The organism is Cupriavidus sp. 05T41, assembly GCF_056396525.1.
In genome coordinates this window covers 51,700-76,189 of sequence record NZ_JBFTLQ010000008.1, presented here as the reverse complement: position 1 = coordinate 76,189, position 24,490 = coordinate 51,700, and the positions used below count along the sequence as shown (strand labels likewise).

Here is a 24,490-nt window from a genome sequence, read left to right as displayed (position 1 = left end):
GCCGGCGCTCAGGCGTCGCCCCGGCGATAGCCGATATCCCGGACAAACTTCGCCCACTCCGCGTTGGTCTGCTGGACCGACCGGTCCATCTGCGCCGGGGTCAGGGCTTGCGGCGGCAGCACGCCCAGCTTCGCCAGACTCTGGCGATAGGCCTCGGAAGCCGTGATGCCGGAGACGAGCCGGCTCAGCGCCGTGACCGTCTCCGGCTTCGTCCCCGCCGGCGCGAACATGCCGAAGAACCCGCTGATGGCCTCGACCTGGGGCAGGCCCAGCTCGCGGAAGGTCGGAACCTCCGGCGCATACGGGCTGCGTTCGGGGCTGGACACCGCGAGGGCCAGCACCTTGCCCGCCTTTACCTGCTCCATTGCCGGCTGGTAGGCGTCGATCATGAGTTGGACATGGCCGCCGATCAGGGCCTGCATCGCCGGCGCGCCGCCCTGGAACGGCACGTGCAGCATGTCGACCCCCGCGGACTTGCCGAGGATCACGCCGCCGAAATGCCCTTGCGTGCCTTGCCCGTACGAGCCGTAGGTGATCTTCCCGGGATTGGCCTTCATCCACGCGACCAGCCCCTTCAGGTCCTTCGCCGGGATGCCGGGATTGGCGTAGAGGAACAGCGGCGTGCGGCCCAGTTCCGCAACCGGGATCAGCGCCTTCAGCGGGTCGAACGGCAGTCCCTGCGTGTGCGGCAGCAACGTCACGGTGCTGCCCGTCGTCACCAGCAGCGTGTGGCCGTCCGCCTGCGCGCGCGCCACGAAGCCGGTGCCGATCGAGCTGGAGCCGCCGGGGCGGTTCTCGACGATCACCGGGGGCGTCTTCTGGCCCGACATGCCATGCGCCAGCGTGCGCGCCACCACATCGGTGGTGCCGCCGGCCGGATACGGCACCACCAACTGCAGCGTCTTCGATGGAAAGGCCGACTGGGCCAGCAGCGCGCGCGGCAGGCTCGTCGCGGCGGCCGTGGCGGCGCCGGCAAGCAGCCACTTGCCCGCCGTCCTTCGGTCAATGGATCGGCTCATGGTCAGGCTCCTTCGGCGGCTCGGACCGCATAGGGGATGGTGAAACTACGCAATGCGTCGGCCAGCACGGCATCGTCCGCCTCGCGCGCCGGCACGCGGATCTCGACAAAGAAGCCGCGGCTGCCGCGGTCGGTAGCTTGCACCGAGGCGTCCGCACCGCGGCCGATGCCGTCGAGCGCGGCCCGGAACATCCGCTCGATGGCGTCGACCCGCAGCAGGTTCTTCTGGATCTTCCCGACCGATGTCTTCGGCATTTCCGGCAGCACGAAGCAGTGCCGGGGCACCGCCGCACGCTCGGGCATGTGCTCGGTGGCGTACTGCAGCACGGTCTGGGCCGAAGCGCTTGCCTGCGGCTTCAGCACTACGTAGGCGACCGGCACCTCGCCGGCATGCGCGTCCGGCGCACCGACCACGGCGGCGTCCTGGATCGCCGGATGGCCGAACAGGACTTCTTCGACCATCTTCGGATCGATATTGTGGCCGCCGCGAATGATCAGGTCCTTGGCGCGGCCGGTGATCCACAGCCAGCCGTCGGCGTCGAGGTAGCCCAGGTCGCCGGTGTCGAGCCAGTCGCCGTCGAACCAGCGTGCCGCCTGCTCTTGCCCGAGGTAGCCGGGAAAGACCGAGGGCCCGCGCGCGATGACCAGCCCGCACTCGCCCGGCGCGCAGTCGCGCGCCACGTCGCCGTCCGGCTGCACGATGCGCACCTGCTGGTACGGCAGCCGCACCCCCGAGCTGCCGACCTTGACCTGCTCGCCCGGCGGCGTGACGCAGGTGACCGCGGTGGTCTCGGTCATGCCCCAGCTCTCACGGATGCGCAGGCCGGTCATCCGGTAGAAGGCTTGCGCGACAGTCGTCGACAGCGGCGCCGTCGAGGAGGCGACGTAGGTGAGCGTCGAGATGTCCGCGCCGTTGAGCGGGATCGACAGCACCTGGTTGACCAGCGTCGGCACCAGCGTCAGCATGTTGGCCCGCATGACCTCGACGATGTGCCAGATATTGGGCAGCACCGACGGATGACGGAAGCCCGCCGCGGTCATCAGGATCACGGTCGCGCCCTTGGCCAGCGGGCCGAAGCAGCCGACCACGGCGCCGGCGACGTGAAAGATCGGCACGCCGACCAGCCGCACCTCGGCCGAATCGAACCCCGTCAGGTATTTCGACGCCCACACCCAGAACACCTGGTTGCGGTGCAGGTGGCGCGCCAGCTTGGGCGCGCCCGTGGTGCCGCCGGTGTGAAAGAGGGAGGCGGTGTCGTCGGGCGAGAAGACGCGCCCCGACAGCAGCCGGTCGGCGGGATAGCGCTCCACGGCCAGGGCGAAGTCGATCACGGGTATGCCTGCGACCGCCGCCGGGGCAGTCCCGGTCCCGCCCACGCGGATCACCGCCGCCAGCGACGGCAAGCCATGGGCAACCGCCTCGGCCTTGGCCCAGATCTCGGCGTTGTCCTCGCCGCCGTAGGCGACCAGTACCTTGGTCCCGGCCGAGCGGAACATCTGCACCAGGATGTCGGGCTCCAGCATCCAGTTGGCCGGGTTGACGATGCCGGCGGCCTGCGCGCCCCACAGCACGAACTGCGATTCGGGGATGGCCGGCAACAGCACCGATACGACATCGTCCTTGCCCACGCCGAGGTCGCCCAGCAGGTTGGCCGTCTGGTGCACCTTGTCGCGCAGCTCGGCATAGGTGACCTGCCGCGCGCTCTCAAGAGGACGCGCGCCGTCGGTGAAATAGTGGATGGCGACCTTCGACGGCTCGACGGCGCAGCCGTCCATCAGCATCTCGTAGGTAGAGGCCGGCAGCTTGCGCTCGGCGAGCGGGACGCGCTCGAAGCAGGCCACGTCGGCTTCGCTAAACAGGACCTCGTCGGTCCAGTACTCAGGCATGGGGGCGGTCATGGATGACTCCGTTGCAGTGCTCATTCGCGTTCAAGGTTGATGTCGCGTGCCAGGCGCGCGAAGCGGCCGGACTCCTGGCGGTAGTACGAGGCGGCCTGGTCGAGATCCATCGCGGTCCCTGGCAAATTGCCTCGCTCCGCCACCCAATCGCGGAATGCCGCCTGGCCCACGATGTCGTTGGCCGCCTTTCCGATGGCATCGGCGGTGGTCCGTGGCAGCCTGGCGGACACGAAGAGCCCGGTCCACATCGAATAGTGGAAGCCGCGCAATGCCGCGATGTCGTCGACGGACGGAACCTCCGGCAGCGCGGCGTGCCGGTCCGCGGACAGGACGCCCAGCACCTTGATCTTTCCCGCTTTGGCGGCCTGGATGTAGGCAGGAATCAACGGCATGAAGGTGATGTCCACCTGCCCGCTCATCACGTCCTGCACCGCTGGCGCACCGCCCTTGTAAGGCACGTGGTTGACCGGGATACCGAGGCGCCTGCCGAAATCGACGCCAACCATGTGAAAGATCGAACCCACGCCCGTGCTGGCAAACGACAGCGGCTGCGCCCCGGGCAGGCGGGCCTTCCCGGCCAGTTCTCCCAGGCTGTTCGCCGGGTAGTTGGGCCTCGCCATCACGGCCAGCACGCCCGACGTCAGCAGCGCGACCATGCGGAAGTCTTCCGGCTTGTAGCGCACGCTCGTCATCGCCAGCGGCGGCAGCGTCAGTTCGTTCGGCGACGCCACGACCATGGTCAGTGTTTCGCTGTCGGCCTTAAGTAAGCGCTGTGCGCCAAGCGACCCTGACGCACCGCCGAAATTCTCGACAACCACCGTACGGCCCAGGCGCGTGCCGAGGTCCGGCTGAATCCGCCGCGCGACAATGTCGAACGAACTGCCCGCCGGGTAGGGAACGATCAGCGAGGCGGGCGTGCGGCCTTGCGCAAGCGCGCCGCCTGCGGGCGCCGCGCCGAGCATCAGCAGCGCCACGGCCGCAATCCGCGCGCGGCCGCCGCCGCATGCAGTAGTGATCATCTTGTTGTCTCCAGTCTTTTTCTTTCTTGGGGGGGCCGCCATCGCCAGGGCGAAGGAAGCCACGCCGCGCGACGGCATGCGTCGCGCGGCGCCGGGTGGCATGGCGCGTCGGTGCGGGAGTTGCCTAGAAGTAAAGCTTGGCCAGCGATTCCGCGATGCAGACCGGCCTGGCCGATCCTTCCATCTCGAACGTGACGTTCCACGTCACCTTCACGCCACCGTCGCCTTCGTCATCCACCGCTTGCAGGACCGCGCGGACGCGCACCTTCGCGCCGACCGGCACGGGCGCGGTAAAGCGGACGCGGTTCAGGCCGTAGTTGACCCGCGCCCGCACGCCCTCGAAGCCCGTCACCTGCGCCATCAGCATCGGCAGCAACGACAGCGTCAGCAATCCGTGGGCAACGGGGCCACCAAACGGCGACTCACGCCTGGCCCGCTCTGGATCGACATGGATCCACTGGTGGTCGCCGGTGGCCTCGGCGAACAGGTTCACCTCGTGCTGCGTGACCTGGTGCCAGTTTCCTGGCCCGGCCTCCTTGCCCTGGAACGCTTTCAGGGCTTCGATCGACGTGAAGGTTTGCATGGTGGTTTCCGTGTCCGTGGTGAAGGAGATTCGGCCGCCTCTCAGCGCCCCGTGAAGCGGGCCTCGCGACGCTCGACGAAGGACTGGATCCCTTCCCTGAAGTCTTCCGATGCGAAGACCTCCTCGCGCACCTGCGGGATGACCGCGATGGCTGCCTGCTCGCCGTGTTCGATATAGGTCAGCGCGGCCGCCTTGGTCGCGCGCAGGCCGATCGGCGCGACCTTGCTGATTGCCCGCGCGATTTCCATGGCGCGCTCGCGGTGCCGTCCGTACGGATGGACTTCCTGGACAAAACCGCAGCGGTAAGCCTCTTCGGCAGAGAATTCATCGCAGAGGAACAGGTGGTACATCGCATTGCCCCAGCCCGTGCGCGTGAGGTAACGGTAGTGCGCGCCACCGAGCGGGGCGATGCCGCGCTTCGATTCCATCTGGCAGAAACGTGCCGTATCGGCGGCGATCACGATGTCCGAAGCCAGCATCTGCTCGATGCCGATGGTGTAGGTGATGCCGTGGACCACCGAGATCACCGGCTTGCGGCAGCGCTTCCTGAGGCCGAAGGGATCGACCTGGTCGTCGGGAATCGGCTTGGCCGTGGCGGTCGGGCCGAAGAACTTCGGCATGTCGAGGCCGGCCGTGGTGTGCTCGCCCGCCGGGTCGAGCACCGCCACCCACAGGTTGTCGTCATTGTCGAACTCGGTCAGCCGCTGCGAGAGCTGCTGCATCAGTTCCGGGGTGATGGCGTTCTTCTTGCCGGCGTTGTCGAGCGAGATGATGGCGATATGGTCCTCGATCGTCATGCGGACTTCGGGCGTCGCTGCTGCGTTGCTCATGATGGTTTCCTTCGCTTGCGTTGGATTGGATTGCGGCTGGACAGCTTCAGACGGCGGTCAGGCCGCCGTCGACGGCGAGAATCTGGCCGGTAATGTGCTTGCCGGCGTCGCTGGCAAACAGCAGGGCTGCGCCCTTGAGGTCGTCGTCATCACCGATGCGCTGCAGGGGCGCGCGCTCCGACAGCTTCTCGACGCCGAGCTTCTCGATCGTTCCCTTTGTCATCTTCGACGGGAAGAATCCCGGTGCGAGCGCATTGACGGTGATGCCGTGCGGGCCCCATTCGCCGGCGAGCGCGCGCGTGAAATTGACGACGGCGCCCTTGCTGGTGTTGTAGGCGATGGTCGGCTGGCCCTTGGGGCCGTTACCCTTGAGTCCGGCAATCGAGGCCAGGTTGATCACGCGGCCGTAGCGGTTCGGGATCATCGACAGCTTGCCGATCTTCTGCGTCAGCAGGAAGATCGCCCGCACATTCAGGTTCATGACCTTGTCCCAGGCGGCCAGCGGATGGTCGGCGGTGGTCGCGCCCCACGTGGCGCCGGCGTTGTTGACCAGGATGTCGACCTTGCCCAGGCGTGCCATCGCCTCAACGGCGAGGCGCTCGATATCGTCCTCGGCGGCGTTGTCCGCGGCGATCCAGCTTGCGTCCACGCCCAGGCTGGCCAGGTGTGCCTGGGCAGACTCCAGCGCATCCGCCTTGCGCGCCGAGATCACCACGCGCGCGCCCTGCGTGCCGAGCGCCTCGGCGATCTGCAGGCCCAGGCCGCTGGACCCGCCGGTGACGAGGGCGGTGCGGCCCTTCAGGTCGAAAAGATTTGCCACAGCAGTCATTGCCGTCTCCTTGTTGATGGATGGATTTCGTCAGAGCACTTCGAACAAACCGGCGGCACCCTGCCCGCCGCCAATACACATGGTCACCACGACATACTTCGCGCCGCGGCGCTTGCCCTCGATCAGCGCATGGCCCGTCAGCCGTGAACCGCTGACGCCATAGGGATGGCCGACCGCGATCGCGCCGCCGTTGACATTGAGACGCTCATCAGGAATGCCGAGCTTGTCGCGGCAATAGAGCACCTGGCAGGCGAACGCCTCGTTCAGCTCCCACAGGTCGATGTCTTCCAGTTTCACGCCGGCGCGCTCCAGCAGGCGCGGTACGGCAAAGACAGGACCGATGCCCATCTCGTCCGGCTCGCAGCCGGCGACCGCGAAGCCGCGGAACAGGCCCAGCGGCTCGATGCCCCGCTGCTGCGCCAGCCTTGCGTTCATCACCACGCAGGCCGACGCGCCGTCGGAGAACTGGCTCGCATTGCCCGCCGTGACGACGCCACCCGGCAGCGCGGGACGGATGCGCGACACCGCCTCCAGCGTGGTATCGGCGCGGATGCCTTCATCGTGCGAGATCGTGACTTCGCGGGTGGTGACACGGCCGCCTGCGTCGACCACGCCCATGGTGGTCGTCATCGGCACGATCTCGTGGTCGAACCTGCCGGCGGCCTGCGCCGCCGCGGCGCGCTGCTGGCTGCGCGCGCCGTAGGCGTCCTGCGCCTCCTTGCTGATGCCGTAGCGCTTGGCGACCTGCTCGGCGGTCTGCAGCATGTTCCAGTACAACTCCGGCTTGTGCTCGACCAGCCACGGATCGCGCCGCATGTGCGTGTTGGCCTGGTTCTGCACGCACGAGATCGATTCGACGCCGCCCGCCACGATGGCCGGCGCGCCTTCCAGGATCACGCGCTGCGCGGCCATCGCAATGGTCTGCAGGCCGGACGAACAGAAACGGTTGACGCTGACCCCGCCCGTCGTCACCGGCAGGCCCGCTCGCAGGGCAATGGCGCGGGCGATATTGCCGCCGGTGGTGCCTTCGCCGAAGGTCCCGCCGATCACGCAGTCCTCGAACTCGGCCGGGTCCAGGCCCGAGCGAGCCACCGCATGGCGCACCGCATGCGCGCCGAGCGTGGCGCCATGGGTCATGTTGAAGGCGCCCTTCCAGCTCTTTGCCAGGCCGGTGCGGGCGGTCGAAACGATGACAGCCTCATTCATGATGGTTTTCCGTTGGGTTGGGGAATTCAGGCGTTGAAGGCGCCGCCTTCGTCAGCGATCTGATCGACCAGCGCGGCCGGCGTCCAGCTCGTGTCTTGCGCAGACAGCGCGCGCAGCGTGCGGCGGACATTGGTCACGCCGACCGTATCGGCGTAGAACATCGGGCCGCCGCGCCAGGCCGGGAAGCCATAGCCGTGCAGGTAGACGGCGTCGATATCGGATGCGCGCGCGGCGATGCCTTCCTCAAGGATCGCGGCACCTTCATTCACCAGCGCGTAGATCAGCCGGTCGACGATCTCCTCGTTGCTAAAGCGCTTCGGCGTCACGCCGTGCTGCTGCCAGTACGCCTCCAGCATGGCGCGCGTGCGCGCCGACGGCAGTGCCTTGCGCTGGCCGGCCTCGTAGTCGTACCAGCCTGCCCCGGTCTTCTGGCCAAAATGGCCCGCCTCGCACAGCTGGTCGCCCAGCGCGAAGCGCGGCAGCGACGGGGCTTCGGCATAGCGGCGCTTGCGGATAGCCCAGCCGATGTCGTTGCCGGCAAGGTCGGCCATCCGGAACGGCCCCATGGCGAGCCCGAATTCCTCGATGGCGCGGTCGACCTGTTCGGGCAGCGCACCCTGCTCCAGCAGCTCGCCGGCGCGCCGCGTGTATTTCGCCAGCATGCGGTTGCCGATAAAGCCGTCGCACACGCCGGACACCACCGCCACCTTGCCGATCCGGCGGGCCAGGCGCATCGCGGTCTGCAGCACATCAGGCGCGGTCTGCGCGCCGCGCACCACTTCCAGCAGGCGCATCACGTTGGCGGGGCTGAAGAAGTGCAGGCCCACCACGTCCTGCGGGCGAGCGGTTTCGGCGGCGATGCGGTCGACGTCGAGCGTCGAGGTATTGGTGGCCAGGATCGCGCCGGGGCGGGCCACTTCATCGAGCGCGCGGAAGGTGCGCAGCTTGACGTCCATGTCTTCGTAGACCGCCTCGATCACGAGGTCGCAATCGCCGACCCGGCCCAGGTCGACGGTCGGCTGCAGCAGCGCCATGCGCGCTTCGACGGCCTCCGCGGCCAGCTTGCCCTTCTTTACGCTCGCCTCGTAGTTGCGGCGGATGGTGGCGGCGCCCTTCTGCACCGCCTCTTCCGACACATCCAGCAGCACGACCCGCAGGCCGGCGCCGAGGAAGTTCATCGCGATGCCGCTACCCATCAGCCCGGCGCCGACGACGGCCACCTTGCCGATCGTCCGCTCGGCCACCGAGTCCGGCACGTCCGCCAGCTTGGCCGCCGCGCGTTCCGAGAAGAAGGCGTGGCGCAGCGACTTCGACACGGCGCCATTCATCAGTTCGAGAAAGAAGCGGCGTTCGAGCGCCAGGCCTTCGTCGAAGGGCAGCGTGAAGCTTGCCTCGATGGCGTCGAGGCAGCGCAACGGCGCCGGCAGGTTCTTGTAGCGGGCGGCAATGGCAGCACGCGCCACCGCCAGGTAGCCCTCGGGATTGGGATGGCGGACCGCGAGGTCGCGCACGCGCGGATGCGGCCCCGGACGCGCGGAGACCTCCCGCGCGAAAGCGAGCGCGGCAGCAACCACGTCGCCTTGCGCAAACCGGTCGAACAGCCCGGAGTCGGCCAGCGCCTCGGACGGGATCGACGTGCCGTGCACGATCATGTTGGTGGCCGCCTCCAGGCCGATCAGCCGCGGCAGCCGCTGCGTGCCGCCGGCGCCAGGCAACAATCCCATGGTCACCTCCGACAGCGCGATGCGCGCCTTCGGCACGGCCACGCGGTAGTGGCACGCAAGCGCCAGTTCGAGGCCGCCGCCCATTGCCACCGAGTGCACGGCGGCAACTACCGGCTTGGCGCTGTTTTCGATCGCCGCCAGCACCGTGTTCAGGCCCGGCTCGCCGCCAGTCTTCGGCGCATTGAATTCGCGCATGTCGGCGCCGCCGGAGAAGGCCTTGCCGGCGCCGGTCAGCACGATGGCCCTGACGCTGGTATCGGCCGCGGCGCGGTCGATGCCTGCGATGATGCCCACGCGCACGGCGTAGCCCAGGCCATTGACCGGCGGATTGGCGATCGTGATGACCGCGATGTCGTCGAAGACTTCGTATTGGGTGCTCATGGAAGGTCCTTTGCTGACGGGCGGCTTTGCCCGGCACTGGCTTTTGGAAGTGGAAATGGTCCGGATGCCCCGCTCAGGCGCGGACAGGCGTCGGGGCCGGCGTGCGCTGCAGGAAGCGCCGGAAGATTTCCTGCGCCTCCGGGGACTGGCGCAGGGTGTCGAAGGTGACCGTCTCCCGCCGGAGGCTGTCCTGCACCAGGGCCTCGGTCGCCTCGCGCACCAGGCCGCGCGTCGCCATCAAGGCCTGGCGCGGCTTGGCGGCGAGGCATTTGGCGACGAGCAGCGCCTCTTCGCCGGCCGCTTGCTGCGGCATGACGCGATTGACCAGTCCCGCGCGATGCGCTTCGGCGGCGGGGATGGTGGCGCCGAGCAGCAGCCATTCGGCGGCCTTGTTGCGGCCCACCACCTGCTGGAGCAGCAGCGTGGAGGCGAATTCCGGGCACAGGCCGAGATCGACAAACGGGAAGCGGATGCGCGCATCGTCGGAGGCGACGACGTAGTCGCAATGCAGCAGGACGGTGGCGCCGATGCCGACCGCGTGACCGCACACGCAAGCCACCATCGGCTTGCGCAGCGCGATGACCGCCTGCAGGAAAGGGACAGCGGGCGACGCCTTGTGTTCGGACGCCTGTGCGTTCACGAACAGGCCGATGTCATTGCCGCTGCTGAAGTTGCCGCCCTCGCCCTGGAGCAGCACGGCACGCACGTCATCGCGGCGATCGGCCTCGATGATGGCGTCGGCCAGCGCGCGGTACATCTGCGCGGTGATCGCGTTCTTCTTCGCCGGCCGGCTGATCGTCACGACCAGCACGCCGTCGTCCAGGTGCAGCAGCACGTCCGTGGCCATCTTTCTCTCCTTCGGTTCCGACTCCGGTGGAGTCATGTCGTTAAGGAGAGTGTGGATGCCAGGCGCGAATCCCGCTGTCGGAACTGGCTCTGCGCGCTGTCAGCGTTTTCTGAAGGTGGTGGAGGTTTCGGGAATCAGTCGATCAGGCGATGCTCGACGGCATAGCGCGCCAGCTCGGCGTTGCTGGCAACGCCGAGCTTCTTCAGGACGCGCGAGCGATAGGTGCTGACGGTCTTCACGCTCAGGAACATCTGACGCCCGATCTCCGTCAGCCGGATGCCGCGCACGATCAGCAGCATGATCTCGTACTCGCGCGACGACAGTTGCTGGTGCGGCGCGCTGTCGGCGACACGCCCAAAACCGTCGAGCAGGCAGTTGGCCACGGCGGGCGTCATGTAGCGCTTGCCCTTGGCCACGTTGCGGATCGAATCGACCAGCTCCATCGCGTCCATGTCCTTGGTGACATAGCCCGACGCCCCGGCCTGGAAGGCACGCAGCGCGTACTGCTCGGCCGGGTACATGCTCAGCACCACCACCGGCATCGCGGGTCGCTCGGCGCGCAGCGAGGGCAGCATCTCCAGGCCGCTGCGCCCCGGCAGGTTGACGTCGAGCAGCGCCACGTCGAACGACTGCTCGCGCAGGCGGCCAAGTGCCTCGGACGCGTCGCCGGCTTCGGCGACAACGTCAAACTCATCGTGCTCGGCCAGCAGCCGCTTGAGCCCCTGGCGGAAAATGGTGTGATCGTCGATCAGCAGCAGGCGAATCATGTCTCTCTCCGTCGATATGCGCCGGGTTGGTGGCGTATTCGTTTGCTTGTTCGTTGGTTTGTTCGTCGGTTTGTTCGTTGGTTTGTTCGTCAGTGCAAGGCGGAACCGGCACGCTCAACCGCACGCGCGCGCCGGAGCGGGGGCCGGTGTCCAGCACCAGCGTGCCGTCCAGCTCGCGCGCGCGTTCCTGCATGCCCAGCAGGCCAAGATGCCCACAGGACGCGGTGCGGTCGGAGTCGAAGCCGAGGCCGTTGTCCGAAATCTCCAGTTCCAGCCGGTCCGCCGCCCAGTCGAGGCGGACCGTCACTTCGGTGGCCATGGAATGGCGCGCGACATTGGTCAGCGCTTCCTGGAAAATCCGGTAGATGCCCATCTCACGGGAGCGGTCCAGTGCGCGCGGCGCACCGGAAGTCAGCAAGCGGGTGGCAATGCCGTAGCGCCTGTCAAAGCGTCCGAGATCGAGGCACAGGGTGTCGCACAGTCCGAGATGGTCGAGGGCGCCAGGCCGCAGCCCTTCGGATATCGTGCGCACGGCTTCAATCGTTTCCTGCGTGAGCTGAAGGGTCTGCGCCGCTGTGAGCGCCAGCGAGGCTAGCGCTGGCGCCGCCGCCCCGCCCTGCCTTGCGCGCGGCGCGCGCGAGCGGTCCAGCGCCTCGATGCCGCGCGACAGCCGCGACAGGTCGAATTTGATCGCCGTCAGCATGCCGCCGATGACATCGTGCAGTTCTCGCGCGACGCGGTTGCGCTCGTTCTCGCGCACGCTGTTGGCGCTGGCCACCAGTTCCTGCAGGCGCTCGCTGGCCTCGATCAGCTCGGCGCGCTGCCGCTCTCGCTCGGTGATGTCGATGCCGACGCCGACGATGGCCGGGCGCCCGTGGAACATCACGCGCGTGCCGTGGATTTCGAAGCAGCCGGGGTTTCGCGACGATGTCCTTCGAATGACGAACATCTCGGGGGCAGCGTATCCCCTGATCCTCCGCTGGTACTGGTTCAGCAGTGCCACGCGCTGCGAGGGATGGGCGACGTCGCGCAACCTGGCGCCGACCAGTCGCTCGCGCCTCAGCCCGCACATACGCGCGAAGGTCTCGTTGACATAGCGGAAGCGGCCGTCCTGCAGGATGTAGATGCCGGCGACCGACTGCTCGACGATGCCCTTGAAGGGAACCTCGTAATCGTCCAGGTCCGCGTTGAGTGCGTCGAATTCTGCCATGGCGGCGGCTCGCAATCTGCATGATGGTTGTCATTCTGGAGGATGACCATCACAATGCAGAATGTCAAGACAACAAACCGGGGATATGAATCATGGGCCACTCCCAGGCGGATAAGGCGCGCAGCAGGGAGCGCATCCTGAGCCAGGCAGCAGAGCAGATCCGGAATGCCGGACTGGAGTCCGTCAGCGTCGGGAAACTGATGCGCAGCGCCGAGCTGACCCACGGAGGCTTTTATGGTCACTTCGCGTCGCGCTCGGCGTTGCTGACACAAGCGCTGGAGCGCGCGCTGGATGATGGCAAAGCCGCATTCGAAGCGAAGAGCACCAAGGCGGCGCCAGACTTCGGCTCGACGGTACGCAGCTACCTGAGCCGCACGCACCGGGACTCGCGCACGACCGGCTGCGCGATCGCCGCGCTCGCCGGCGATGTGGCTCGGGCTGACGAACCGGCGCGCGAGGCCATGTCGGCCCACATCGAACGGTTTATCGGCCGGATGGACGAAGCACTGGGCGGTGAAGATCCCGACAAGGCAATGTTCGCGGTCAGCGCGCTGATCGGCGCCCTGGTGGTGTCCCGCGTGATGGCCGACGAGAAGCGATCCGACGCGGTGCTGGCCGCGGCCAAGCGCGAACTGCTGGCGTTGCGCGAGCGGGAATGAGCAGAACCGCCGTCGCCAAGGCAGCCCGGCGGGTCAGCTGAGCACAATGGCACGCGGACCGGTCATGCGCAATGTCGCTTCGCCGGGCATCCGGATGCCATGACGGCCAAGCATGCTGCTGAGCACCGCATGCCGGAATGCCACCGGATCACCAAGGAACAGGTGGTCATGCTGGATACCCAGGGCAAAACTGAAGATCTCGAACACGACGCGCTGAGGGTCGACTTCCGGAGCGATCTCGCCAATCCGCCTGGCATCCTTCAGTTGCGACACAAGCAAACCACGCCACGTGGTCACCGCCCGCGCAGTGCTGCGGCTGACTTCGTCCTCGGCCCGATTGGTGCATTCGCTCCCCGCACGCAGGATAAGACAGCCACCCCGCAGCACGTATTCGCCAAGCCAGACGTCCAGCATGCTTAACAGTCGACGCACCCCTGCGGGCGCCCGGGCGGCAGCGCTGGTCGCGTGGCTTGCAAGCGCCCCCCCATAGGCCAACACAGCTTGCGCCACGATGTCGTTGCGGGACTCGAAATGCCGGTAGACGCAACTCTTGGACACCCCGAGCGCTTCACCGAGATCGCTGATGGAAAAGCCATGAAGCCCCCCGCGCCGGGCAAGACCAATGGCTGCGGCCAGGACCGCAGGTCGCGCCGACCGATTCTCGCGTCTAGGCATGCTCGTGGCCGTAGACGGCGGTTAGCGTAGCGACCCGCGTCCCGGCCTCGAACACTTCGAATTCGTACTGGGCAAGCGCGCCAAGCCGGCGCTCGCACATTGGCGATACAGTCAGAGATCCCCGCTCCCGTGCAGGCTGTCCCATGTCGCCGAAATAGCGGATGGTGGACCATAGTGGAATCAAGGCTTCTCCGTCGGCACGCAACTGTGAATCCCTGTCACCCAGTCGCGCTACCCGCAAGCACAGCGCAATGTCATCGCCACTCCTTATCGCGGCGGGCCCGATCCCGCTACGCCATGGCACATAGCTCGATGAAGGTAGCTCGCCCTCCAGCACAACGTGCGCGCGACCCACAAGCATCCCCGCCTGCCTGAGCTCGGCCAGCCAGCGCTGCTGCCGGGCATCCGCATGCACCAGGCGTGCATCGAGGTCGAACCGGCCATCAAGCAATGGCCCGCCGACATGCACGGTCAGCATGAGCGGGCTCGCTGCACCGCATGTTGATTCCATCACGACACCTAGCAACAGCTCCGCAATACCCCGGTGGCGGATGGCTTCGTGTCGTGCCCGTCCTTGCTGTGCTATCCGCGACGTTGCAGCTCGTGAACCAATCGGCGTGACATCCATCTCTTCCTCCTGCCTTGTCGTTGGCGCCGCCAAAGCGCTCACCAGGCCCGACTATAGCGATGCGGTGTCCAAAAGAGAGTTGCCGGGAGAAATAGAGAAAAATCTGACACGATTTGTCGCCAGGCCATTTTCGACAGCGAATCAGGCATGGGATATCGCGATGAAAGCAACGGGCTCACGCCAGCCCGCGAGCCTCCTGGTCAGCGCGCCATCGAGCTCGATTCCCTTTTCCATATGTCCCCCTTCACGCGCCTCGGTTGTCCTTACGCGTGTTCAGTCTGGATGTGTGGGATGCGCGCTTCGCACGTGCGCTATTTGACCTTGACGAGCGCCGGCGGATAGTAGGTGCCGTTGGCAACACCGTCGAGCGGGCCGTAGTAGCGGAAGGTCAGGCGGTATTGCGTGCCGCGCGGCGTCGGCAGCCAGTTGCCTGCCGGCGCATTGGCCGGCTTCTCCGCGGCGAAGAACAGCGTCAGCGAGCCATCGGCGCCATAGCTCAGCCCGGACTGCTCATTGACCAGGTACTTCTGCTGCGGATTCGGCAAGACGCGGAAGCGGGCGCTGTCCACCGCGATCACGGACCAGAAATACTTCGCGAAGCGCGACGGCAGGGCGTCCTTGGGGAAGGTCAGCGTGTAGACGTGGTCGCCATTCAGAACCGCGCCGCTGGCATCGTTGCCGCCGCGGTAGTACAGCACCTCCGGTTTGATATTCGCCCAGATGCCGCCGTAGTTCACCAGTGCGCGGGTCACGTAGTCGATGCCGTACTCCCCCACGACGCCCGGGCGTGCCCACCCGTTATGCACCGAGCCGTGACCGATGATCGTACCGGCCTTTCCAAACGCCGGCAGCGCCTGCGTCCGTATCACCTGATCGATCCGGGCACGCGACGACGGGTCGGCGGCTGCCGCCGCTACGCGGCGCGTGAGCGCCTGCATCGGCTCCAGCCCCGCGTTCAAGTCGGGGCCGCTGTCCAGCGCCAGGGCCGCCGCATCGAACGCCTCCACACCGGGCAGTTTCTCCGGTTCGAACATCAGCGTGGCAGGAATCGCCGGCACGGCGGGCTTGCCGGTCTGCGTCAGCGTGAACTGCCGTTGCAGCGCGATCGCGGCATCGGGGTCGTTGCCCAGCGCCACGCGCGCCAGCACGCGCGCGGACTTGACCGGCAGATCGATCCGGATCGCGCCGGGCGGAACCGGCGCCTTCGCGCCCCTCAGGCACACTGCGAAATCCCCGGCCGGGCGCGCCGGAAACAGCCGCTCATTGATATTGGCCAGCGTCTCGCCCCAGCCGTTCAGGATCTGCACCGTGTAGTAGCGATTCTTCACCGGCGGCACACCGACCACCGTGCAGCTCGCGTCGTCGACGGCAAGCCACGCTTCGGAATAGGCCACGTCGAGATTGGGATTGGGCCAGTCCACCGCGCCGGGCTTCCGGTGCATGAACTGGTTCCATTGGAAGCCCTCCCGGAAGTCGAGTTGCTGCTGACGCGTCACCAGCAGGCGGCCCAGCAGATAGATGTAGGCATCGCTGATCTCGGTGTCGCTGAGCGCATCCGTGGCGGGCTCGGCCCCCACGGATGCATTCGCGGCAAGCGCGAGCGACAGCACTGGAATCCAAGCGCGCAGGCGAGCAGTCATGGCAGTACCTTTTATCAAGAGCGGGGCGGCGTGCAACGCATGGCGGGCCGACCTTGCCGGCGACCGCCGCAGCGGCTCCAACGTGGAAAAAAGCGGGCAACCGTCCCGGGTCGGACCGTCGCGCCACGTCGTATGGTGCGCAAGCCGCCTTCACCGGGCATCCCTCCATTATGGAGGGGCGCCACGCATACCGGTAGGCAGCTACGCTGCGGCCTTCGCGCTGCTGATCGAGAAACTCGGCGATGAATGCATAGGCTTCCTGTCACTGCCCGTCCGGCGCGGCAGCTTCCTGCTGATTGGCCGGAGCACGCTGGGGGTGCCCCTCTTTGCAGGTTGCCTTGCGGCGTGCCGCGCACACGTTCACACTGCTGCAGCATGACGTGACCATGGAAGCCGTGCAGGATGGTGAGCTCTGCGGATTCGGCATGTCCTTCGCGCGCAAGGCGATCGGTGCGCAGAACTTTCTGCATGAGATGCTCGTCCGGGTGTTCTGGCAGATGCTGGCCTGGCTGAACGCGTCGCGGCTGCCGCTGCGTCGCATCGATTTCAGCTTTCCGGAACCAGCCTACGCTGCCATCTACCCCATGGTGTTTCCGGCGCCGATCCGCTTTGGCCAGCCGCGCACCGCCGCATGGTTCGACGCCACTGCGCTGCAGGCGCCCGTGCGGCGCGACGAAGAGGCCCTGCGCGCCATTGAGCGGTTGATCACCACTGTCACACCGGTATCCCAGCTTGCCGTGCAGCTCGGCTTCGCGGACGCCACGGCGTTCAATCGTGCGTTCAAGGTATGGACGCGGAGCACGCCCGGAACCTACCGGCGGCGATAGCGGACACGGGTGGATTGCAGGCAGGCTGTGTTGCATCGGCCGGCTGAAGCCGCAGTCGAAAGCCGCCCGCCGTGGTCCCCGCCCGTGCTCACAAACGATTACAACCTCGTACGCGTGCTGGCAATATGCTCTCGGGCGCAGGCGGCCGCTGGGGCCGACGCGTCACGAGGAGAGAATCGATGGGCAAGATCCGGGCACTGGGTCTACTGGCGTCTGTTTTGGCGCTATTGAGCGGCGGGAGCAATGCGACCGCCCAGCAGGTGGCAGGGGGCATGGGCGAGCAGGTACATATCGGCGCGTTTGACGCGCGCGCGGAGAGCCGGCTTACGCGGCGCAATCCGCCGGAGAAGCCATCGGCAAAGGCCAGGCGCGCACGCGATGCCGGAATGCCCGAAACGCACGCGCGTTACGTGAAGCCGACCTTGCCGGGCAAGCATCTGCCTTAGTTTGCGATTGCCATGACGCCGTCCCCCGCCGACCCAGGGCTCCGGTCGCCGGGGAGAGTTACGGAGCCCCGTGCCACGGCGGCGTTGTCCGCGCCCTCCCCGGCGACGCGGCCCTGTGCCGGAGTCAGGGTGACGCGAGATCTTGGCTACGGATCGGCAGACGGTCGGCGCCTCGATCTCTTCGCTCCAGGACCCATGTCGGCAGCGCCCCTCCCTGCACTGGTTTTTATACATGGGGGCGGCTTTATGTATCGGCATCGACGATCCGTGCCATCCCGCCGAACGTGCAGAAGCGTATATGGATGCACGTTTAGCTTCGTTGGCGGCGCATGGCCGGCGCGGTAGCCTAGCAGATCTCTTTTCGTCGCTCCCGGCCGCTACCAATGCATCGTTGCGCAGGCTCCGGCATCTCGCCAAGCCGTGCCCGACTGCACCAGCGTGCCCCAATCCGATATGCCCGCTTCCCCTTTTGTCGAAGACGCCGCCGGTGCCCTGCCGCTATACGCGTGCACATCGGAACAGATCGAACCACTGCTCGATTCCCTGCCGCCTGCCCAGGCCCGCTGGGCCCGCGCCACACGCTTCGGCGCCGAGCCAGGCACCACGCTGCTGTTGCCTGATGCGAACGGCGACCTGGCCGGCGCCATCGTCGGCATCGATGCCGGGCAGCCGCTATGGCAACTGGCCGCGCTGCCACGGCAGCTTCCTGCCGGCCGCTATGCCCTCGCGAACGAAGAGAACAGCACCGACTTCACGCTGGCAGCGCTGGGCTGGGCCATCGGCGCGCTGCCCGGGTGGGACAAACAGCCGGTACAGCAGGCCGATGGCGCGCAATTGGTGCTGCCACGAGGTGCACAGGACGCGCTGCTGCCGCTGGCCGAAGCCGTGCGCGTGGTTCGCAACCTGGTCAATGCGCCAGCCAACCAGCTCGGCCCGGCCGAACTGGCGGCCGTGGTGCGCGCCCTGGCCCTGGAACACGATGCGGACTACGCGGAATGGGTGGGTGACGAGCTTCCGGACGCCGGCTTTCCGCTGGTGCACGCCGTGGGGCGCGCCGCGGCGCCTGAACAGGCACCGCGCGTGAGCGCGCTGCACTGGGGCGACCCTGCCGCGCCGCGCGTGGTTCTGGTCGGCAAGGGTGTCTGCTTCGATTCGGGCGGCCTGGACATCAAGCCCGCGCAAGGCATGCGCTGGATGAAGAAGGACATGGGCGGTGCAGCCCATGCCATTGCCCTCGCGCGCCTGGTGATGCAGGCCAGGCTGCCGGTGCGGCTGACGCTGGTGGTGCCGGCGGTGGAGAACGCCGTGGGCGCCGGCGCACTGCGCCCCGGCGACATCCTGCGGGCCGGCAATGGCAGCACGGTGGAAATCGAGAACACCGACGCCGAAGGCCGCCTGGTGCTCGCCGATGCCTTGCACCATGCGTTGCGGCATGACAGGAACAAGCCTGCCGCGCTGGCCATCGACCTCGCCACGCTGACCGGCGCCGCCCGGGTGGCACTGGGCCCCGACCTGCCGGCCCTGTTCAGTAACGACGACGGGCTTGCCGCGGAACTGCTGGCCGCAGCCGGCAAGCAGGCGGATCCGCTGTGGCGCCTGCCGCTCTGGCAGCCGTATCGCGGCATGTTGAAGTCCACCTTTGCCGACACCGCCAATGCTGGCGCCGCGCCGCTCGCGGGAGCGCTGACGGCAGCGTTGTTCCTGGAGGCCTTCGTGCCGAACGGCACGCCCTGGGTACACCTAGATCTGTTTGCCTGGAACCAGGAAGAACGGCCAGGCCGTCCGCGCGGCGGCGAAGCGCAGGGATTGCGGGCGCTGTTCTCGCTGCTGGCAACGCGCTTTCCCCCGGCCTGAGCGCCGCGCCGGGGCGAGGCCCGCGCGCCAGCACAACACAACAATAAACAACGGAAGAGAAACGATGATCAAACGAGTCACCCTGGCCACCCTGCTGGCCTCGGGCATTGCCATGACGCTGCTTGCGGCGCCCGCGCTTCACGCCGAGACGGTGCGTTGGGCACGCTCCGTCGACGCCTCCACGCTGGACCCGCACGCACTGAACAACGGCCCCAATCACAACCTGCTGCATCAGGTCTACGAGCCGCTCATCATCCGTACCGCGGACGGCAAGCTGCTGCCCACGCTCGCCACCTCATGGCAGCGCACCGAAGACCCCACGGTTTGGGAATTCCAGTTGCGCAAAGGCGTGAAGTTCCATGACGGCAGCGTGTTCACCGCCGACGACGCCGTGTTCTCGCTCCTGCGCGCCAAGTCCGCAACGTCCGACATGAAGTCGCTGCTGGTGTCCGTTACCGAGGTCACCAAGGTCTCGCCCTTCGTGATCCGCATCAGGACCGCCGGCCCCAACCCGCTGTTGCCGGACAACCTGACCAACATCCAGATCCTCAGCGCCGCATGGGCCAAGGCGCATAACGTGGAACAACCGCAGGTGGCTTCCGCCAAGGACGAGACCTACGCCACGCGCCACGTCAATGGCACGGGCCCCTACACGCTGGTTTCGCGCGAGCAGGATGTGCGCACCGTGCTCAAGCTGTTCCCGCAATACTGGGGCCGCGGCCAGTTCCCGCTGGAGATCGACGAACTGGTCTACCTGCCGATCAAGTCGCCCGCCACGCGCGTGGCCGCATTGCTGTCTGGCGAGGTCGATTTCGTGCAGGACCTGCCCATCCAGGACACCGTGCGCCTGCGTGCGGACCCCAAGCTGCGCGTCAACCAGGCGGCAGAAAACCGCGTGATTTTCCTGGGCATGAACGTCGGCAGCGCGCCCCTGAAGTACTCGGACGTCAAGGACCGCAACCCGCTGGCGGATCGCCGCGTGCGCGAGGCGTTCCAGCTCGCCATCGACCGCAACGCCATCAAGACCGCGGTCATGCGCGGCCTGTCCGTGCCGACCAACATCATTTCCCCGCCGTTCGTCCACGGCTATGACAAGGCCTTCGACGTCGTGGGCAAGCCAGACCTGGCGCGCGCCAAGGCGCTGCTGGCGGAGGCGGGCTACCCGAACGGGTTCTCCATCACGCTCCACTGCACCAACGACCGCTACCTGAACGACGAGGCGATCTGCCAGGCCACGGCCGGCTTCCTGGGCCGCATCGGCGTGAAGACCAATGTGGTGTCGCGCCCGCTGGCCATCCAGAGTGCCGCGATCAACAACCTGGACACCGATTTCTACCTGTATGGCTGGGGCGTTCCCACCTATGACGCGGCCTACATCTTCGACTACCTGGTGCACACGCGCGGCAAGAACGCGCGCGGCGCCACCAATGCCACGCGGTTCAGCGATCCGGACCTGGACAGCAAGATCGTGTCCCTGGCGGCGGAAGGCGACCGGAAAACGCGCGACGCCACCATCAAGAGCATCTGGACCACGGTGCAGAAGGAATTGATCTACCTGCCGCTGCACGACCAGATCCAGACCTATGCCATGGTGCGCAAGCTCGATATCCCGGTGAACCCGTCGAACACGCCCTACTTCAAGCTGTTCAAGCTCGCCAGATGAAGGCCGCTACCTTTACCGGTCCACGCCGATGCTAGTCCACCTTCTGCGCAGGCTCGGGCAATCGTTGCTGGTGCTGCTGGCCGTATCGTTCATCGCGTTCCTGGTGTTTCGCCACATCGGCGATCCCACTGTCAGCCTGCTCGGTGAGGATGCCTCGCTGGAAGACCGGCAGGCGCTGATCGCCGAGCTGGGCTTCGACCGCCCGGTACCGGTCCAGTACGCGCGATACCTCGGCCATGTGCTGCGCGGCGACCTGGGCATCTCCTACCGGGTCAAGCAGCCGGTGGCGGACGTCATCCTGGAACGTGCGCCCGCCACGCTGGAGCTGGCGCTGGTGGCCGCGTTCGTGGCCGTGCTGGGCGGTGTGGCATTGGGCGTGCATACGGCGATCCACCGGGACAGCTGGCTCAGCCGGGCCTGGATGACGGTCTCGCTGGTCGGCGTATCGCTGCCCACGTTCCTCATCGGCATCCTGCTGATCTACCTGTTCGCGGTGGAACTGCGCTGGCTGCCCGCGTTCGGGCGCGGCGACACCGTAGCCGTAGGCGGCTGGAGCACGGGGCTGCTGACCCGCTCGGGATGGGCATCGCTGGTGCTGCCGGTGGCCACGCTCGGCTTGTTCAAGCTGACGCTGATCATGCGGCTGGTGCGTGCGGAGATGATGGAGGCGCTGCGCACGGATTACGTGCGCTTTGCCCGCGCCCGCGGCCTCCCCGAGCGGCGCATCCGCTATGGCCATGCGCTGCGCAATACGCTGATCCCGGTCGTCACCATCACCGGCCTGCAGGTCGGTTCGCTGATCGCCTTCGCCATCGTCACCGAAACGGTGTTCCAGTGGCCGGGCGTGGGGCTGCTGTTCATCTCGTCGATCCAGGCGGTGGATGTGCCCGTGATCGCTGCCTACCTGCTGTCTGTCGCGTTGCTCTACGTGTTCATCAACCTGACGGTCGACCTGATCTACCTGTTGGTCGACCCTCGCTTGCGGCGGGCGTGACATGATGAGAAACCGCTCCACCTCAACGCTGTCCCCCACCCCGCGCCGACGCTGGCGGAACGCCGATTCCCCGGTGCTGCGATCGTTCGCGCGCTCGCGCCTCGTGCAACTGGCCGTGACCCTGCTGGCACTGTTGGTACTGGCCGCGCTGCTGGCACCGTGGCTTGCACGCCAGGATCCGTTCGATCCGGCCGCGCTGGAATTGCTCGATGCCTTCACCCCGCCCTGGCAGCAGGGCGCCTCGGGTGCGTTCTATCCGCTGGGCACCGACGACCAGGGCCGCGACATCTTTTCCGCGCTGCTCTACGGGCTGCGCATGTCGCTGCTGGTCGGCGCGGCGGCGGTGGCGCTGTCGCTGGTCATCGGGATCGTGCTCGGCTTGGTGGCCGGCTATGCCGGCGGCTGGTTCGATGCCTTGGTGATGCGCCTGGCCGACGTGCAGCTGACGTTTCCGGTGCTGCTGGTGGCGCTGCTGATCTTCGGCATCGCACGCGGGATTCTTCCGGCCGGCTACCGCGACGAGATGGCTTTGTACGTGATCATCGTGGCCATCGGCCTCTCGGAATGGGTGCAATACGCGCGCACGCTGCGAGGCGCCGTCATGCTGGAGAAGCACAAGGACTACGTGCTCGCGGCGCGCGTCTGCGGGCGCTCGCGCGGCAGCATCCTGTTGCGCCACATCCTGCCCAACCTGCTGGCCCCCGTACTGGTGATCGGCACCATCAGCTTTGCACTGGCCGTGGTAGCGGAATCCACGCTGTCCTACCTCGGCGTGGGCCTGCCGCCGACGCAGCCGTCTCTCGGCACGCTGATCCGCGTAGGCCAGGGCTTCCTGTTCTCCGGAGAGTGGTGGATCCTGTTTTTCCCCGCGCTGGTGCTGCTGGCGCTGGCGCTCTCGGTCAATCTGGTGGGGGATTGGCTTCGCGACGCACTCAACCCGAAACTGCAATGACCCGCATGGTGACCCCCCTGTCCTCCACCCAACCCGGGCCGCCCCTGCTGCGCGTTCGCGATCTCTCGGTGGAATTCGACACCCATCGCGGCACCGTACGCGTGCTTGACGGCGTGTCCTTCGACATCGCGCCCGGAGAAATCCTCGGCGTGGTCGGCGAGTCCGGCGCCGGCAAGTCGATGACCGGCAATGCCGTTGCCGGCCTGATCGAAGCACCCGGCCGGCTGGCGGCAGGCCAGGTCGAACTGCATGGCGAGCGCATCGACACGCTGCGCGGCGAGGATATGCGCCGGCTGCGCGGCAAGCACATAGCGATGGTGTTCCAGGATCCGCTGACCAGCCTGAATCCGGTCTACACGATCGGCCGCCACCTCACCGAGACCATCCGCACCCATCTGCCGCTGAATGCGGCGCAGGCGCGCCAGCGCGCGCTGGCGCTGCTGGCCGACGTGGAAATACCGGACCCCGCCGCCCGCTTCAACCAGTATCCGCACCGGCTGTCCGGCGGCATGCGGCAGCGGGTGGCGATTGCCCTGGCGCTGAGTGGCGAGCCCGAACTGCTGATCGCCGACGAGCCCACCACGGCGCTGGACGTGGTGGTGCAAGACCAGGTGATCGGCATGCTCCGGCGCGTATGCCGCGAGCGCAATACGGCGGCCATGCTGATCACCCACGACATGGGTGTGATTGCGGAGGCTGCGGACCGGGTAATGGTGATGTACCGGGGCCGCGTGCTCGAAACCGGTCCGGTGCGGGAGATCCTTGCCCGCCCGCAGGCGCCCTATACGCAGGCGCTGATGGCGGCGATTCCCTCGGTGCACCAGCGGCTGAAGCGGCTCCCGGTGCAGGCAGCGGGCGTGGCCGACGTGCCGGCACCGGTCCCCTCCGACATGCCGCCAATCGCCAGTCCGGCGGCCGCGCCGCTGCTATCGGTCCAGGGGCTGTCGCGATCCTACGACCTTTCCCCCGGGTGGCTGCTGCGCACCCTGGCACGCGAGCCGCGCCGCGTTCTGCATGCGGTGCGCGAGATCGGCTTCGAGATCCCGCGTGGCTCGACCTTCGGCCTGGTGGGCGAATCCGGCTCGGGCAAATCGACGGTCGCGCGAATGATTGCCGGCCTCGTGCAACCCGATGCCGGCACCATCGTGCTGGACGGCATCGAACGTGGCACGGATCGCGAAAAGGAGATCGCGCTGACGGGTCGTTTCCAGATGATTTTCCAGGACCCGTATGCCAGCCTGAACCCGCGCTGGCGCATCGACCGGATCATTGCCGAGCCGCTGGAGGTAAAGAGCCTTACCCAGGATGCCGACGAGCGCGACGAGCGCGTGGCACAGGCCCTGCGGCTGGTACGGATGTCGCCCGACGATGGACGTCGCTATCCGCACCAGTTCTCCGGCGGGCAGCGGCAACGGATTGCCATCGCCCGGGCGCTGGTCAGCCGGCCGGGCTTTCTGATTTGCGATGAGCCGACCTCCTCGCTCGATGTATCGGTGCAAGCCCAGGTGTTGAACCTGATGCGCGATCTGCAGGATGAGTTCGGGCTGACCTATCTGCTGATCAGCCACAACCTGGCCGTGATTCGCCAGATGTGCGATCAGGTCGGCGTGATGCGGCAAGGGCGGCTGGTCGAGTGTGGCGCGGCCGACGAAGTGCTCTCCGCACCCGCCCACCCCTATACGCGACAGCTGATGGCGGCTGTGCCCGACATCGGCCGGGCCGGGCAGGTCGTCAATGCCTGAGCGCGCATGCTAGCACAGGCGCCGGGCGCCCCCCTCGAGCCCGTGCCCGCCATGCGTGCGGCGCAGGCGCGGCTGCCCTCGCCGGCCCGCCGCATAA

General features: G+C 67.2%; 22 protein-coding genes. 8 read left to right on the top strand and 14 right to left on the bottom strand.

Annotation, left to right across the window (positions count from 1 at the left end; genetic code table 11):
• Positions 1-8 precede the first annotated feature (8 nt).
• The 11 genes from AC1DKV_RS07035 to AC1DKV_RS06985 all read right to left on the bottom strand — a co-directional run bounded on the left by AC1DKV_RS07035 (position 9) and on the right by AC1DKV_RS06985 (position 12,313).
• On the bottom strand, positions 9-1,019 hold the full coding sequence (locus tag AC1DKV_RS07035) for a Bug family tripartite tricarboxylate transporter substrate binding protein (RefSeq protein ID WP_441611916.1): 1,011 nt from the start codon (positions 1,017-1,019) through the stop codon (positions 9-11).
• 2 nt (positions 1,020-1,021) lie between these two features.
• Positions 1,022-2,917: an acyl-CoA synthetase gene (locus tag AC1DKV_RS07030; protein WP_441611915.1), complete on the bottom strand. Its 1,896-nt coding sequence runs from the start codon at positions 2,915-2,917 to the stop codon at positions 1,022-1,024.
• A gap of 20 nt (positions 2,918-2,937) precedes the next feature.
• Positions 2,938-3,936: a tripartite tricarboxylate transporter substrate binding protein gene (locus AC1DKV_RS07025; protein ID WP_441611914.1), complete on the bottom strand. Its 999-nt coding sequence runs from the start codon at positions 3,934-3,936 to the stop codon at positions 2,938-2,940.
• 124 nt (positions 3,937-4,060) lie between these two features.
• Positions 4,061-4,519, bottom strand: coding sequence for a MaoC family dehydratase (locus AC1DKV_RS07020; RefSeq protein WP_441611913.1), 459 nt, complete (start codon positions 4,517-4,519; stop codon positions 4,061-4,063).
• 41 nt (positions 4,520-4,560) lie between these two features.
• Positions 4,561-5,349, bottom strand: coding sequence for a crotonase/enoyl-CoA hydratase family protein (locus tag AC1DKV_RS07015; RefSeq protein WP_441611912.1), 789 nt, complete (start codon positions 5,347-5,349; stop codon positions 4,561-4,563).
• Positions 5,350-5,395: 46 nt separating this feature from the next.
• Positions 5,396-6,178, bottom strand: coding sequence for an SDR family oxidoreductase (locus tag AC1DKV_RS07010; protein ID WP_441611911.1), 783 nt, complete (start codon positions 6,176-6,178; stop codon positions 5,396-5,398).
• Positions 6,179-6,208: 30 nt separating this feature from the next.
• Positions 6,209-7,384 (bottom strand): acetyl-CoA C-acyltransferase, encoded by a 1,176-nt coding sequence (locus AC1DKV_RS07005; protein ID WP_441611910.1) that lies wholly within the window; start codon positions 7,382-7,384, stop codon positions 6,209-6,211.
• 26 nt (positions 7,385-7,410) lie between these two features.
• Entirely contained in the window at positions 7,411-9,489 is a 2,079-nt protein-coding gene (locus AC1DKV_RS07000; protein ID WP_441611909.1) for a 3-hydroxyacyl-CoA dehydrogenase NAD-binding domain-containing protein, read from the bottom strand.
• Positions 9,490-9,562: 73 nt separating this feature from the next.
• The gene (locus tag AC1DKV_RS06995; protein WP_441611908.1) at positions 9,563-10,324 is read right to left on the bottom strand and encodes an enoyl-CoA hydratase-related protein; all 762 of its coding nucleotides are present in this window, start codon (positions 10,322-10,324) and stop codon (positions 9,563-9,565) included.
• Between the two features lie 146 nt (positions 10,325-10,470).
• The gene (locus tag AC1DKV_RS06990) at positions 10,471-11,103 is read right to left on the bottom strand and encodes a response regulator (RefSeq protein WP_441611907.1); all 633 of its coding nucleotides are present in this window, start codon (positions 11,101-11,103) and stop codon (positions 10,471-10,473) included.
• Positions 11,027-12,313 (bottom strand): PAS domain-containing sensor histidine kinase, encoded by a 1,287-nt coding sequence (locus tag AC1DKV_RS06985; protein ID WP_441611906.1) that lies wholly within the window; start codon positions 12,311-12,313, stop codon positions 11,027-11,029. Before AC1DKV_RS06985 ends, AC1DKV_RS06990 begins: the two co-directional genes overlap by 77 nt.
• Positions 12,314-12,405: 92 nt before the next feature.
• On the opposite strand from AC1DKV_RS06985, the gene AC1DKV_RS06980 reads away from it, so the two are divergent.
• The gene (locus AC1DKV_RS06980) at positions 12,406-12,972 is read left to right on the top strand and encodes a TetR/AcrR family transcriptional regulator (protein WP_441611905.1); all 567 of its coding nucleotides are present in this window, start codon (positions 12,406-12,408) and stop codon (positions 12,970-12,972) included.
• Between the two features lie 33 nt (positions 12,973-13,005).
• Here the strand turns inward: AC1DKV_RS06980 and AC1DKV_RS06975 are convergent, their stop codons facing one another.
• From AC1DKV_RS06975 to AC1DKV_RS06965, 3 genes are all read right to left on the bottom strand, one after another.
• Positions 13,006-13,647, bottom strand: a complete 642-nt coding sequence (locus AC1DKV_RS06975) for a TetR/AcrR family transcriptional regulator (protein WP_441611904.1) — start codon at positions 13,645-13,647, stop codon at positions 13,006-13,008.
• Positions 13,640-14,275 carry a hypothetical protein gene (locus AC1DKV_RS06970; protein ID WP_441643117.1) on the bottom strand — a complete coding sequence of 212 codons (636 nt, stop codon included), beginning with the start codon at positions 14,273-14,275 and terminating at the stop codon, positions 13,640-13,642. Before AC1DKV_RS06970 ends, AC1DKV_RS06975 begins: the two co-directional genes overlap by 8 nt.
• Before the next feature lie 311 nt (positions 14,276-14,586).
• On the bottom strand, positions 14,587-15,951 hold the full coding sequence (locus tag AC1DKV_RS06965; RefSeq protein ID WP_441611902.1) for a DUF1214 domain-containing protein: 1,365 nt from the start codon (positions 15,949-15,951) through the stop codon (positions 14,587-14,589).
• 260 nt (positions 15,952-16,211) lie between these two features.
• On the opposite strand from AC1DKV_RS06965, the gene AC1DKV_RS06960 reads away from it, so the two are divergent.
• The 7 genes from AC1DKV_RS06960 to AC1DKV_RS06930 all read left to right on the top strand — a co-directional run bounded on the left by AC1DKV_RS06960 (position 16,212) and on the right by AC1DKV_RS06930 (position 24,393).
• A complete protein-coding gene (locus tag AC1DKV_RS06960) occupies positions 16,212-16,742 on the top strand; it encodes an AraC family transcriptional regulator (RefSeq protein WP_441611901.1) in 531 nt (176 codons plus the stop codon).
• 179 nt (positions 16,743-16,921) lie between these two features.
• Positions 16,922-17,188 (top strand): hypothetical protein, encoded by a 267-nt coding sequence (locus tag AC1DKV_RS06955; RefSeq protein ID WP_441611900.1) that lies wholly within the window; start codon positions 16,922-16,924, stop codon positions 17,186-17,188.
• A gap of 453 nt (positions 17,189-17,641) precedes the next feature.
• A complete protein-coding gene (locus AC1DKV_RS06950; protein ID WP_441611899.1) occupies positions 17,642-19,042 on the top strand; it encodes a leucyl aminopeptidase family protein in 1,401 nt (466 codons plus the stop codon).
• A gap of 64 nt (positions 19,043-19,106) precedes the next feature.
• Positions 19,107-20,705: an ABC transporter substrate-binding protein gene (locus tag AC1DKV_RS06945; protein WP_441611898.1), complete on the top strand. Its 1,599-nt coding sequence runs from the start codon at positions 19,107-19,109 to the stop codon at positions 20,703-20,705.
• Positions 20,706-20,733: 28 nt separating this feature from the next.
• Positions 20,734-21,699 carry an ABC transporter permease gene (locus AC1DKV_RS06940; RefSeq protein ID WP_441643115.1) on the top strand — a complete coding sequence of 322 codons (966 nt, stop codon included), beginning with the start codon at positions 20,734-20,736 and terminating at the stop codon, positions 21,697-21,699.
• Positions 21,700-21,703: 4 nt separating this feature from the next.
• Positions 21,704-22,651: an ABC transporter permease gene (locus AC1DKV_RS06935; protein WP_441612262.1), complete on the top strand. Its 948-nt coding sequence runs from the start codon at positions 21,704-21,706 to the stop codon at positions 22,649-22,651.
• Between the two features lie 5 nt (positions 22,652-22,656).
• The gene (locus AC1DKV_RS06930) at positions 22,657-24,393 is read left to right on the top strand and encodes a dipeptide ABC transporter ATP-binding protein (protein ID WP_441612261.1); all 1,737 of its coding nucleotides are present in this window, start codon (positions 22,657-22,659) and stop codon (positions 24,391-24,393) included.
• The last annotated feature ends 97 nt before the right edge of the window (positions 24,394-24,490 follow it).